Annotated in this window: 15 protein-coding genes and 2 tRNA genes; 13 read left to right on the plus strand and 4 right to left on the minus strand. The window is 38.5% G+C overall.

Annotated elements, in window-relative coordinates:
* The 4 genes from J1G40_RS16005 to J1G40_RS16020 all read right to left on the minus strand — a co-directional run bounded on the left by J1G40_RS16005 (position 1) and on the right by J1G40_RS16020 (position 3305).
* Positions 1 to 564 (minus strand): anthranilate synthase component II, encoded by a 564-nt coding sequence (locus tag J1G40_RS16005; RefSeq protein ID WP_265243669.1) that lies wholly within the window; start codon positions 562 to 564, stop codon positions 1 to 3.
* Between the two features lie 2 nt (positions 565 to 566).
* Complete coding sequence (locus tag J1G40_RS16010) at positions 567 to 1964, minus strand: anthranilate synthase component I family protein (protein WP_265243670.1); 1398 nt, start codon at positions 1962 to 1964, stop codon at positions 567 to 569.
* Between the two features lie 280 nt (positions 1965 to 2244).
* Complete coding sequence (locus tag J1G40_RS16015) at positions 2245 to 2823, minus strand: YceI family protein (RefSeq protein WP_265243671.1); 579 nt, start codon at positions 2821 to 2823, stop codon at positions 2245 to 2247.
* Positions 2824 to 2858: 35 nt separating this feature from the next.
* The gene (locus J1G40_RS16020; protein WP_265243672.1) at positions 2859 to 3305 is read right to left on the minus strand and encodes a MarR family winged helix-turn-helix transcriptional regulator; all 447 of its coding nucleotides are present in this window, start codon (positions 3303 to 3305) and stop codon (positions 2859 to 2861) included.
* Between the two features lie 178 nt (positions 3306 to 3483).
* Between J1G40_RS16020 and J1G40_RS16025 the strand changes: the two genes are divergently transcribed.
* From J1G40_RS16025 to J1G40_RS16085, 13 genes are all read left to right on the plus strand, one after another.
* Entirely contained in the window at positions 3484 to 3798 is a 315-nt protein-coding gene (locus J1G40_RS16025) for a rhodanese-like domain-containing protein (protein ID WP_265243673.1), read from the plus strand.
* A 345-nt stretch (positions 3799 to 4143) separates the two neighbouring features.
* Positions 4144 to 4941 (plus strand): polyphosphate kinase 2, encoded by a 798-nt coding sequence (gene ppk2, locus J1G40_RS16030; protein ID WP_265243674.1) that lies wholly within the window; start codon positions 4144 to 4146, stop codon positions 4939 to 4941.
* Positions 4942 to 5003: 62 nt separating this feature from the next.
* Positions 5004 to 6281 (plus strand): DUF2851 family protein, encoded by a 1278-nt coding sequence (locus tag J1G40_RS16035; protein ID WP_265243675.1) that lies wholly within the window; start codon positions 5004 to 5006, stop codon positions 6279 to 6281.
* Positions 6282 to 6293: 12 nt separating this feature from the next.
* Positions 6294 to 6521, plus strand: a complete 228-nt coding sequence (locus tag J1G40_RS16040; RefSeq protein WP_265243676.1) for a PspC domain-containing protein — start codon at positions 6294 to 6296, stop codon at positions 6519 to 6521.
* Positions 6522 to 6523: 2 nt separating this feature from the next.
* Positions 6524 to 7531, plus strand: a complete 1008-nt coding sequence (locus tag J1G40_RS16045) for a potassium channel family protein (RefSeq protein ID WP_265243677.1) — start codon at positions 6524 to 6526, stop codon at positions 7529 to 7531.
* 72 nt (positions 7532 to 7603) lie between these two features.
* Positions 7604 to 9217, plus strand: coding sequence for an alanine/glycine:cation symporter family protein (locus tag J1G40_RS16050; RefSeq protein WP_265243678.1), 1614 nt, complete (start codon positions 7604 to 7606; stop codon positions 9215 to 9217).
* A gap of 9 nt (positions 9218 to 9226) precedes the next feature.
* Entirely contained in the window at positions 9227 to 10102 is an 876-nt protein-coding gene (locus J1G40_RS16055) for a ComEA family DNA-binding protein (protein ID WP_265243679.1), read from the plus strand.
* Positions 10103 to 10135: 33 nt separating this feature from the next.
* The gene (locus J1G40_RS16060) at positions 10136 to 11275 is read left to right on the plus strand and encodes an acyl-CoA dehydrogenase family protein (protein ID WP_265243685.1); all 1140 of its coding nucleotides are present in this window, start codon (positions 10136 to 10138) and stop codon (positions 11273 to 11275) included.
* 71 nt (positions 11276 to 11346) lie between these two features.
* A complete protein-coding gene (rpsU, locus tag J1G40_RS16065) occupies positions 11347 to 11541 on the plus strand; it encodes a 30S ribosomal protein S21 (protein WP_019671394.1) in 195 nt (64 codons plus the stop codon).
* Positions 11542 to 11638: 97 nt separating this feature from the next.
* Entirely contained in the window at positions 11639 to 12529 is an 891-nt protein-coding gene (locus J1G40_RS16070) for a tyrosine-type recombinase/integrase (protein ID WP_265243680.1), read from the plus strand.
* Positions 12530 to 12572: 43 nt separating this feature from the next.
* Positions 12573 to 12890: a ribosome hibernation-promoting factor, HPF/YfiA family gene (hpf, locus tag J1G40_RS16075; RefSeq protein ID WP_265243681.1), complete on the plus strand. Its 318-nt coding sequence runs from the start codon at positions 12573 to 12575 to the stop codon at positions 12888 to 12890.
* Positions 12891 to 12976: 86 nt separating this feature from the next.
* Positions 12977 to 13050: transfer RNA gene (locus J1G40_RS16080), tRNA-Thr, on the plus strand.
* Positions 13051 to 13191: 141 nt separating this feature from the next.
* Positions 13192 to 13273, plus strand: a tRNA-Tyr gene (locus J1G40_RS16085).
* The last annotated feature ends 247 nt before the right edge of the window (positions 13274 to 13520 follow it).

Here is a 13520-nt window from a genome sequence, read left to right on the forward strand (position 1 = left end):
TTAGGTATTTAACCAGTTCTCTAATATTTTTTTTCCGTGGGGGGTAAGTACAGATTCCGGATGAAACTGCACAGCACAGACATCATAGTTCTTGTGTCTAAGAGACATTATTTGCCCATTTTCATCTATAGAAGTGGCTTCCAAAACCTCCGGGAGTTCTGGTTTAACTACCCATGAGTGATATCTGCCCACCTCAATTTTATCGGGGATTCCTTTAAAGAGTTGATCTTCTTTTATTATCTTAATTTCAGTAGCAATACCGTGGTATACTTCTTCCAGGTTGATAATAGACCCGTCAAAAACTTCTGCTATAGCCTGTTGCCCAAGGCATACCCCAAAGATGCTTTTTGTAGGGGCGTAGGCCGCTATGATTTCTTTCAGGAGTCCTGCTTCATCTGGGATTCCCGGGCCTGGGGAGAGTACTATTTTATCAAAGGCGTCTACCTCTTCAAGTGCAATTTGATCGTTGCGTTTCACAACTACTTCACAATTCAGATCTTCCAGGTAATGCACCAGATTGTAGGTAAAACTATCGTAGTTATCTATGACTAATACTTTCTTCATTACTATATGTCCTCAGCTATTTCCAGGGCTTTTGTCAGAGCACCTAATTTGTTATACGTTTCCTGTAATTCTGTTTCGGGATCAGACGCCGCCACTAATCCTGCCCCGGCCTGATAATGCAATTCATGATTTTTACTTAAAAATGTTCTGATCATAATCGCGTGGTTAAAATCCCCATCAAAGGCCATAAACCCTATTGCACCACCATAATAATCCCTGTTGGTTTTTTCGTATTTCTCAATAAGTTGCATGGCCATATGCTTAGGAGCACCACTTAGGGTACCTGCCGGGAATGTATCTGCGACAACTTTCATTGTGGGGATATCCTTTTTCTTCATTCCGGTAACTTTGGAAACCAGGTGAATAACGTGAGAGAAGTACTGTACCTCCCTGTAATTTTCCACGCTGACCATATTGCCATTTCTGCTTAAGTCGTTCCTGGCCAGATCTACCAGCATTACATGTTCGCTGTTCTCCTTGGCATCTTCAGATAGTTTCCTGGCCAGTTCCACATCTTCTTCGTCATGGCCAGTTCTTTTGAATGTTCCGGCAATTGGATGAATCTCTGCTTTGCCGTCTTTAACCACCAATTGGGCTTCGGGTGAGCTGCCAAAAATTTTAAAATCTCCGTAATCGAAATAAAACAGGTAGGGAGAAGGATTTACTGATCGCAACGCCCGGTATACATTAAATTCATCTCCTTTAAAGCTCTGTTTAAATCGTCTGGAAAGGACCAGTTGAAAAACATCCCCTCTCTGGCAGTGTTTTTTAGCCAGCTCTACATGGGCCATATATTCCTCGTCCTTTAAATTGGAAGTTGGATTTCCTTCCTTGGTAAAATTGTATGAGGCAAAATTCCTGACATTGAGGATCTGCTCTATTTCTTCTGTATTATCTTCTGCCTCGTAGCAATGGGCAAAAATGTACGCTTCATTTTTAAAATGATTAATTGCAATGACATTTTGGTAAACTGCGTAAAAAATGTCCGGAATATCCAGTGCGTTTTCTTTTTTAGAGATACTGATATCTTCAAAATAGCGTACAGCATCATAGGCCATATATCCAAAAAGACCGTTGTTTATAAACTTAAAACCATTGTTTTTGGCTTTGAATTTTTTGGCGAAATTGTGAATAATTGCCGGGACATCTGTATCTGCGGTAATTGCTTCAGTTTCTGAAGTATTATCCGGATAATGTTGAATAATAGTTTCGTTTTGTATTTTGATTGAAGCTATTGGATTACAGCATACATATGAAAAAGTATTGTCATTGGCCCTGTAATCACTACTTTCCAGAAGTATACTATTTGGAAAACGGTCCCTGACCTTGAGATAGACGCTCACCGGGGTAATAGTATCCGCCAGAATCCGCTTGTAATATGTTGTTAGTTGATATGTCATTTCATTAAATTATTAAATGCAAAAAGGCTTGTCGTGATAGACAAGCCTTTTCGTACAGTATAAATACAAGGGTGCTCAGCTCACGACGTTAGACGCAAGGATTTCCACCACCATGTATTTACTGTATTCAATTTCATTGGATCAAATATAGAAATCATTTTTTAAATGGCAATTAATTAAAAGAAAATTTTGTCCCTGGATAAGAACAAAAAAAGCACAAATAAAAAAAAACCCCGTTTAGCTGTTGGGCAAACGGGGGAAACTTGTGAGGTTAAGTTTATTAAAACTCTAAATCTACCACGAGATCAAATTCGTCATAGATAGTTTTGTCACCCAGGTTGTCAAAGAAACTTCCCGAGCCGTATTTTACATTGTATTGCGCTCTGTCTATTTTCAATGTGGCAGTAGCCTTGCTTCCATAAACAGATACATCAAAGATAACTGGTTTTGTAATACCTTTTATAGTAAGGTCACCAGTAACTTCGTAAGAATTCTTACCTGAAGCTTTTACCTCAGTAAATACAAGAGAGGCGGTAGGATGAGAGGCTACCCCGAAGAAATCATCTGATTTAAGATGTCCTTCAAGTTTTCCTTTGTATTCACCTTCCAGATCGGTGCTTACCAATGAAGGCATGTCTACTTCAAACTTACCTCCGGTAAGTGTTCCTTCATCGAATATTAAAGCTCCTGATTTTAAATCCACCGTTCCGGTGTGTGATCCTGTAACTTTGTAGGCTTTCCAGGTTACTTTACTTTGCTCTGATTTTACTTCTTTCTTTTCTTTTGTAAGATCAGTATTTGCTGTTGCACTTACTCCAAAAACTACGGCCAGAGCCAAACTTAATACATTCTTTTTCATGATTTGATGTTAAATTAATACTTATTATTCTTGTTTTAAAATTTATTGAGTAATTCGTTAAATTGTTTCAATTCTTTACCGTTAAAACGATGCAGGAGTTGGTTCTCAGTTGCTTCAATAGCCTTGTCCATTTTTAATAAGGCCTTTTTCCCTTTCTCTGTTATTGTTATTTCAATCTTCCTTCTATTGGAAGGGCAAACTATTCTGTTGACATACCCTTTCAGTAATAATTTGTCTACCAGCCTGGTAGTATTACTCATTTTACTAATCATCTTATTGTTGATGGTTGAAAGGTTAGCTGCCTGTCCATCTTGCCCTCTTAAAATACGCAGTACATTAAACTGTTGAGAGGATACATCAAATGGTTTTAAAGCTTTCCCAATGGCTTCGGTAATAGAATTATTCACCAACATATAATGAATAATTGTCTTACTATTTATTGGTAAAACCTTTTTTGTTCCGATGCGCTTTTCAACATTCATGTACTTACAACATTTGTATATACAAATATAAAATGTAATTTTAATTCTTACAACAACAGCTACTATAAATTTTTGTTAAAAAAAATTGAAGGTAGTTTTAAGGGGCTATACATCCCGAAGAAAAGGAAGGCTTGGTATATAAAATATTGTATTATTTTTGCCCCTAAATATTTACACAATGGCAGATTTGACTCAAGAGGAATGGGCAGACCAACTACAAGAAGATACTAATTCTTTTCTATTAGATGTCCGCACCCCGGAAGAAATGGAAGAAGGATTTATTCCTGGTGCAGTTAATATTGATATCTACCTGGGGCAGGAATTCCTTGATGAGGTAGGGAAATTGGATAAGGGCAAAAATTATTATGTGTATTGCAGATCCGGGAACAGAAGCGGGCAAGCCTGTGCTATAATGAATAGTTTGGGTTTTGCGAATGCCTACAACTTAATGGGTGGATTTAATGAGTGGGAAGGTGAAGTTGCTGAGGAGTAAACAGTAAACAGTAAGCAATAAACAATAAGCAATAAGCAATAAACAATAAGCAATAAACAATGAAAAGTGGGTCGGGTCTTATTGATATTAGTAAGTTTCAATTAACTCATACTCATATTCAGGAGCCTTCTTAGTATTATTGCCTGCACTATCCCACTAAAAAAATATTCCAATATTAAGCGGAAGACCAACTGCCGATATCTTTAAATTGCTTGTAACTATAGTTCTCTGCATCTCCGGGGGATTGTTCCAATAATTTGCTCATATATTTTTCTAGTTTGATCAGGAGGTATACTAATTATTAAAGCGGACTATTTATCACCTTCTTTTTTTATAAATTTGATCATGGGATCAAAAGGAAAGTCTGGACTGGGTAAAGCGGATAACTACGAGGTTGCCCTTGCCGAATTACATAAGGAACTGATTCATCTTCAGGAATGGGTAAAATCCGAAGGGTTGAAAGTGGTAATTATTTTTGAAGGGAGGGATGCTTCTGGAAAAGGGGGTACAATCAAGAGGATTACAGAACCCTTAAATCCCCGAGTCTGCAGAGTGGTTGCCTTAGGAGTGCCCACAGAAAAAGAGAAATCGCAGTGGTATTTTCAAAGGTATGTGGCACACTTGCCAGCAGCGGGTGAAATAGTTCTTTTTGATCGTAGTTGGTATAACAGGGCAGGTGTAGAAAAGGTAATGGGTTTTTGTACGGATGAGGAATACGATGAGTTTTTGCGATCTTGTCCGGATTTTGAACGAATGCTTGTGAGGTCAGATATTATTCTTTTGAAATATTGGTTTTCTGTGAGTGATGAGGAACAGGAGAAGCGCTTTAATAGCCGAATATCAGACCCGCTGAAACAATGGAAATTTAGTGCTATGGATTTAGAATCTCGCGCCAGGTGGTTAGAATACTCTAAAGCAAAAGACGATATGTTTGCACATACAGATACCAAACAGGTGCCCTGGTATGTAGTGAACGCAGACAATAAGAAAAAGGCCCGCCTAAACTGTATTAGTCATATCCTGAGTCAGATTCCATATAAAAAAATGAAATTTCCCCCGATAGAATTACCTCCATTGCCCCAACATGCCGGTTATGTGCGCCCGCCACTGAAGTATCAGACCTTCATTCCTGAAAAGTATTGAGAGCGCACTGCATTTAATTTTCAGTACCCGCCAATATCTTTATAATCATAAGGAGATACGGCATGTACGAAGACCTTATTCACTATATCTGGAAATTCAGAAAACTGAGCCAAAGAGCTTTGACCACTACAGCTAATGACGCTCTCAGAATACTTGACTATGGTACGCACAATCATTTTTCAGGTCCGGATTTTTTTAATGCCAAAGTTGAGATAGCAGGACAACTTTGGGCAGGTAATGTGGAAATGCATATTAAAGGCTCGGATTGGTACCGACATCAGCACCATCTAGACAGGAAGTATAACAATGTTATTCTGCATGTAGTCTGGAATAACGACGTCCCCATATTTGGTAGTGATAACCGGGAGATTCCCACCCTGGAACTTCGTCATTTCATTTCAGATACATTGTTGCTCAATTATAATCAACTTTTTAATAATCTGAATAACAATTTTATCAATTGCGAAAAGCATATCGGTCGTTTAGACCCCTTTCTTCTGGACAATTGGTTAGAACGCCTTTTTTTTGAACGCTTAGAGAAAAAGTCCATAGAAATTGGCCACCTTTTAAAAGCTTCGGAAAATAATTGGGAACAGGTTTTATTCTTATTGTTATTAAAGAACTTTGGCCTGAAGATAAATGGTGCATCGTTCATGAGTATCGGAAAAGCCATTGATTTTATCGTCGTTCAGAAAACAAGGGGAATTCCATACCAGTTAGAAAGCATACTTTTTGGGATGGCAGGGCTACTAGAGTCTGAAGAAATAAGAGATCGATACTATTTAAAATTAAAGAGTGAATACACTTACCTCAAAAACAAGTTCAATCTGGATAACAGTTCTGTTATATTTCCTGAGTTCTTTAAATTGAGACCTGTTAATTTTCCTACCATAAGGCTTTCTCAATTTGCGACACTTTATAATAAACGTCACCTTTTTAGTCTTGTGATTGCTGCAAATAAACGGGCGGAATTAATTAAAATCTTCCGACTGACTACTAATGATTACTGGACCAGTCATTTTGTTTTTGGGAAATATTCTGCCCCAATAATTAAAAGAGTTACCCCAAAATTTATAGACCTTTTGTTAATCAATACAGTAGTGCCAATTAAATTTTGCTATGCCAGACATTTAGGGAATGATATTAGCGATGCACTATTAGAACTTATTGCCGAAGTAAGGGCAGAACGGAATTCAATAGTTACCGCTTTCCAGGATTTGGGCGTTCGCGCAAGCAATGCCATGAATAGTCAGGCAATACTGCAATTGCACAATGGATATTGTGTAAAAAACAAATGTCTGCAATGTGCAATAGGGGTACAATTATTAAATGGAAAATAGTATTTTTAGGCAATGAATATTTTTTATCAAATATTGTATTATTTCCAAAAAAGGGGCTTCGAGGTTTGCAGGCGTATAGCCGAACGCCTGGGAATTAGAGCCAGAGTAGTAAGAACTTCCTTTATCTACCTAACCTTTGTTACCCTTGGCTTTGGGTTTGCGCTATATCTCTTTTTGGCCTTTTGGTTGAGAATAAAAGATCTTGTTTATACAAAACGTAATTCCGTATTTGACCTCTGATTATGCTGAGACTTTTCCGTTCTAAAATAATAATTGCCATATCACTTATGGTGATGGTCCTTTTGGTAGGGGTCTTCGGTTTCCACAACTTAACCGGTTTAAGTTGGGTAGACGCCTTTTATATGACGATAATAACGGTAACTACGGTTGGCTTTACTGAAGTTGGCCCGATGAACGCCGATGCTAAGATTTTTACCATATTTTTAATCATATTCAGTGTTTTCATATTTGCATTTGCTATTTCGGTGGTCACCGAGTATATATTGAGCAGAAATTCGCTACAAATCCTAAAAAAGAGAAAAGTGAAAAACAAGATCAGCAGTTTATCTAACCATGTCATAGTTTGTGGTTATGGCCGTAACGGGATGCAGGCGGCAGAACGTTTAATTGCGTATAAAAGGCCTTTTGTAGTTATAGAAAGAGATAAGGATGTAATTGAGAAATATGAAAATGAGGTACTTTTTGTTGAAGGTGATGCCAACGAAGATGAAGTACTTTTAGCCGCTGGGGTAGAGCGGGCTCAATACTTAATTACAGCCTTACCGGATGATGCATCAAATCTTTTTGTAGTGCTCTCCGCACGTCAGTTAAATAAAGGGCTATTTATTATAAGCAGAGCTTCACTGACCACTTCACAAAAAAAATTAGAATTGGCCGGAGCCAATAAAGTAATCATGCCAGACAAAATTGGCGGGGACCATATGGCTTCGTTGGTGGTTATACCCGATCTTATCACCTTTATGGATAAATTGTCTGTAGAAGGTGAACATACCACCAACCTTGAAGAGGTGGCAATTGAAGATTTTGATGGTGATGGGGAGTGCAACTCTTTAAGAGATCTAAACCTAAGGCGAAAAACTGGTTGTACCATTATTGGTTACATAGAACCCAACGGAAATTATATAATCAACCCCGAAGCTGATATGCCTCTGGAGCCCAAAAGTAAGGTGATTGTTCTTGGGCGGCCAGAACAGATTAGAAAGCTCAATGAGATGTTCCATTTAAAATAATATTTGACGGTGTTGGTAAATTTTAAGATATTGCCGCATTGCAAACCATAAAATTAAACCAAAACTGAAATTATGAAGTATCGTCTTCTTACCCTATTAACATTGCTTTTACCTTTCATTAGTATCGCCCAGGAAAAGGGTTTAGATGAAAAGATCAACGATGCCTTTATGCCAGTTGCTGTTGCATGGGAAGGGTTTATTCTTACCCCGATAACTATTGCCGGATACAATTTGCCCATAGTGTTGATACTCTTAATATTTGGAGCAACATTTTTCACTATCTATTTTAAGTTTCCAAACATTGCCAAATTTCCCCTGGCTATTAATACGGTAAGAGGAAAATACGATGAATTGGATCATCATAGTGTGGAAAAGGCAGAATTAAATATTGTTGATGGGGATTTGGTAGATACCATTGCGGACGAAAGCAAGGAGGGGGAAGTTAGCCATTTTCAGGCGTTGGCGACCGCAGTATCGGGTACAGTTGGTTTGGGAAATATTGCAGGAGTAGCTGTAGCAATAGCACTTGGCGGACCCGGTGCCACTTTCTGGATGATAGTTTGCGGATTAATAGGGATGTCCACAAAATTTGTGGAATGTACCCTTGGAGTAAAGTATAGAGATGTAGACGCAAATGGCACTGTATATGGCGGGCCAATGTATTATTTGTCCAGGGGGTTAAAAGAACAGGGCTTCACGAGATTGGGTAAGATTCTGGGTGGTCTTTTTGCTATCCTTTGTGTTGGTGCTTCCTTCGGAGGAGGAAATGCCTTTCAATCTAACCAGGCCGCAGTACAATTATCTACAATGCTAAAACTAGAGGGCGGAGCTGTTGGCGTTATCATAGGGATAATACTTGCAATACTTGTGGGGATTGTGATCATTGGCGGTATTAAAAAAATTGCAAGTGTAACGGAAAAAATAGTTCCTTTTATGGCCGTTATTTATGTGCTCGCTTCCCTTGTGATAATTTTTGCAAACGTAGAATATATCGGTGATGCTTTTGGAATGATTATTTCAGGAGCGTTTACACCGGCAGCCGGAATTGGTGGGTTGGTAGGAGTCATCATTGTTGGTTTCCAGAGAGCCGCTTTTTCCAACGAGGCAGGAGCCGGTTCCGCAGCAATTGCACACTCAGCGGTTAAAACCAAATATCCCGCAAGTGAAGGAGTTGTTGCTCTTCTTGAGCCCTTTATAGACACCGTGGTAATATGTACCATGACGGCACTGGTAATAATATTTTTTAATATGGATGCGGGGGCATTTGAATATGGCAATTCTGTAAATAGTACAGTTCTGCTTACCGAAACCGGAGCTTATGTGGGAGGAGTTGACCTTACATCTATGGCTTATGATTCTGTTATTCCCGGATTTAGATATGTATTAACCATTGCTATCATCCTTTTCGCATTTTCGACCATGATTTCCTGGTCTTACTACGGACTACAATCCTGGAAATATCTTTTTGGCAGAGGGAAAAGGGCAGATGTTGTCTATAAAATATTGTTTTTACTGTTTGTTGTAATTGGTGCGGCGGCTACGCTTGATGCTGTTATTAAGTTCTCTGATGCCATGATTCTCGCCCTGGTATTCCCTAATATGGTAGGACTACTATTCTTGTTCCCAAGGGTAAAAGACGAAATGGACAAATATCTAGCTGACATTAAAGCTTTCGTAAAAGGCTAGAAGCGTTATATGATAAATATTAGATCCCACTTCAAGTTCAATAAACAGGAACGAAGTGGGATTTTCTTTTTGTTATTATTGATTTTCTGTTTTCAGACCGTTAATTTCCTGATTAAAAGCAAAACGCCTTCACCGGATGCGGTCATTTTGGTCATTGATGATAAAATTCAGCAGGAAATACATGCCTTGAAGGCACAAGCTTTAGAGGATAACCTTGTTATTAAACATCGGTTTAATCCAAACTATATAGATGATTTTAGAGGGTATAGCCTGGGCATGTCACCTGGAGAAATAGATAATTTTTTTCGCTTTAGGGCCCTTGGTAAATATGTAAATTCTCCGGAAGAGTTTCAAATGGCAAGTGGTATTTCAGATGTCAAATTAATGGAGATTGCTCCCTATTTTAGATTTCCGGAATGGAAAAATAAAACAAACGAAGTCGCAAAAACAAAAAAAGGAGTCGAGCAGAGAAATGACATTATCTATAATCTTAGTGATCTCAACAGCGCATCTGCAGATGAATTAAGGACCATTAATGGCATAGGGGAGACGCTTTCCAATCGGATCATCAAATTCAGAGATGCATTGGGTGGATTTTTGGTGAACGAACAGTTATATGATGTCTATGGGTTGAAAGCGGAGGTGGTTGAAAGGACTTTAAAAAAATTCAGAATAATTAATAAACCGACCGTTAATAAGGTGAACATTAATAATTCTACGGCCGAAGAGCTGGCCTTCATTATTTATATTAACAATGATCTCGCCCGGAAGATGGTTGCTTACAGAAATCAGATCGGAAGATTTAGTTCTTTCGACGATTTAAGAGCAATCCCTGATTTTCCTTCAGATAAGATTGAGAGAATTAAGTTATATTTGTCGCTCTAAAAAATTGTAATGATTACAGACGCCATGTCCACAATTGGATTTGATTATTCAGAAACACATCAACTGGTTGCAGCATCTGCAAAAGAATTCGCTGAGCAATACATAAGGCCTTATATTATGGATTGGGATGAGGCGCAAACATTTCCAGTAGAGGTTTTCAAAAAAGCCGGGGAAATGGGTTTTATGGGAGTTCTCGTTCCTGAGGAATTGGGGGGTTCCGGACTGGGTTATCACGAATACATCGCTATAATTGAAGAAATATCCAAGGTAGACCCTTCTATTGGGTTATCTGTAGCAGCTCATAATTCGCTCTGCACAAATCATATATTATCTTTTGGGAATGAGGAACAAAAACAACGGTGGATAACCAAATTAGCCACCGCAGAATGGATAGGGGCATGGGGCCTTACGGAACACAATACCGGCTCAGACGCAGGGGGTATGAGTACTACTGCGGTAAGGGTTGGAGATGATTGGGTGCTGAACGGGGCTAAAAATTTCATTACACATGGAATTAGTGGAGATATAGCCGTAGTCATAGCCAGAACAGGTGAAAAAGGAGATAGCAGGGGCATGACGGCCTTCGCTGTTGAGAAGGGCACTCCTGGTTTCACCAGCGGGAAGAAAGAAAATAAACTCGGGATGAGAGCCAGTGAGACGGCAGAGTTGGTATTTGATAATTGCAAAATCCCAGATGCTAACAGGCTGGGTGAAATAGGAGATGGTTTTATTCAATCCATGAAAGTCCTGGATGGAGGAAGAATTTCGATAGGAGCCTTATCTCTGGGAATTGCCAAGGGTGCGTTTGAAGCAGCATTAAAGTATTCCAAGGAAAGGATACAGTTTGGAAAACCTATCAGTGAATTTCAGGGTATCTCGTTTAAATTGTCTGATATGGCTACAGAGATTGAGGCAGCAGAGCTTATGGTACATAAGGCGGCCTTCCTGAAAAATGCAGGACGGCCAATGACAAAAATGAGTGCCATGTCTAAAATGTTTGCTTCTGAGGTATGCGTTAAAGTAGCCAATGAAGCGGTGCAAATCCATGGCGGATACGGCTATACTAAAGATTTCCCGGTAGAGAAGTTTTACAGGGATGCAAAGCTTTGCACTATAGGTGAAGGTACTTCGGAAATTCAGAAAGTAGTTATTGCGAAGAATATTTTAAAATAAATTGTTTGCATTTCAGTTATTCATATTATATTTGCAAACTTAAAATCACAAAAGAAAGGAGGTTGTAGCCAATGTTAATAATACCAGTTAAAGAAGGAGAAAATATAGATAGGGCTCTAAAACGTTTTAAGCGTAAATTTGATCGTACCGGTACGATGCGTCAATTGCGTAAAAGACAACAATTTACCAAACCTTCAGTAGAGCGAAGACAACAGATTCAGAAAGCACAATATATTCAGGGCCTTAGGGACCAGGAAGAAATTTAGAACTGCTTTTTAATAATATTAATCCCGTTACGGAATCAATTCCGGAACGGGATTTTTTTTTGATTTTAACTACCGTCATGTTTTGTAACTTTGAATTATGTCTGTCAACGCTTTCATTTCATATCTGGCCCAGGAGAAAAATTATTCGGCACATACTATAAAGGCTTATAATAATGACATAAATGATTTTAAGTCTTTCTGTACAGATAACTATGATTTCGGGAATATAGAAACTGTTGACTATGGTATTATCAGAAGCTGGATAGTTCAATTGGTTGAAACAGGGATTAGCAATAGGTCTGTTAACAGAAAGGTAGCTTCGCTAAAGGCGTATTATAAGTTTTTATTAATGACCGATAGCATTACTGCCAGTCCCCTTGCCAGGCATAAAGCACTAAAAACTTCCAAAAAGATAGAAATACCTTTTTCAGAATCGGAAATGGAACGTATGTTTCAGGAAGTACCCTTTGAGAACGATTTTGAAGGCATCCGGGATAAATTGATAATAGAATTGTTATATACTACAGGGATAAGAAGATCTGAATTGATCAACCTCAAATTAACAGATATTAACCTGCATGATAATTCTATAAAGGTATTGGGCAAGCGGAACAAGGAACGCATTATTCCATTATTGCATTCCATTGGAGAATTATTCGAGACCTATTTCCAGATGCGGAAAACTCTAAATGTTCCTCGGGAACAGGAGTATGTATTTCTTTCAAAGGGGGGACACAAAATTTATGAAACCCTTGTTTATAGAATTATAAATGGGTATTTTAGTATGGTCTCCTCTAAGGTAAAAAGGAGTCCTCATATATTGCGGCATACCTTTGCCACACATTTGCTCAACAAGGGGGCAGATATGAATGCTGTAAAGGAATTGCTTGGGCATTCAAGTTTGGCTTCTACTCAGGTGTATACCCACAATAGTATTGCCGAACTAAAAAAAGTACATTCCTCTTCCCACCCAAGGAGCCAGGAATAGTAAAACGTTCTTTTCTTTTGTTTCATCGTTAAAATAGTATTCTATGAAAGTAAATACACAATCAGTGAATTTCAATGCGGATGGAGAGCTTATGGATTTTGTGCAAAAAAGGATTGATAAGTTAAATCAGTATTATGATAAAGTCATAAGTTCAGATGTGTTTTTAAAAGTTGAAAATACCAGTTCCAAAGAGAATAAAATTGTTGAAATTAAAGTCCGAATACCTAAAGATAAATTTTTGGTAAAAAAGCGATGTAAGACTTTTGAAGAAGCGGTAGATTCTGCTTGCAGTTCTCTGGAAAGAAAATTAGTGAAAAAGAAGAGAAAACCCCGTGTTAATGCCTCTCTAAAATTTTTGTAAATTTGTTTTGATTAAAAAAATAATTATCTACATTTGCAGTCCGTTAGAAATAGCGGACTTTTTTATGCGATAAAGGGTGAAAAAAGGCCGATGTAGCTCAGCTGGCTAGAGCAGCTGATTTGTAATCAGCAGGTCGTGGGTTCGAGTCCCTCCATCGGCTCGAAACATTGGAAAACATTGGTTTTCCTGGGCATTAAGTAAGAGTTGAGTTTAAGAGAATAAAAGGTTTATCCATTCTGAAAATTAGGAAAAGTCTGTCTTTTAGCACTTAGGTTCTTAAAAATAGTGAAAAATTTTAGCAGGGGAGATACTCAAGCGGCCAACGAGGACAGACTGTAAATCTGTTGGTTTTACCTTCGCAGGTTCGAATCCTGCTCTCCCCACATAAAATTTTTGGAGAGCAGATGTCAAAAGTTCACTTTTGAAAAACTGCGATTAAAAATTTTATGTTCGGGGTCACCCGAACAGGATGCACGACCGATAGGGAGTGAATCCAAAAAGTCGGGGTCACCCGAACAGGATGCACGACCGATAAGGAGTGAATCCAAAAGTCGGGGTCACCCGAACAGGATGCACGACCGATAGGGAGTGAATCCAAAAGTCGGGGTCACCCGAACAGGATGCACGACC

Source organism: Muriicola sp. Z0-33, from assembly GCF_026126425.1.
Classification (GTDB): Bacteria; Bacteroidota; Bacteroidia; order Flavobacteriales; family Flavobacteriaceae; genus JAFMPW01.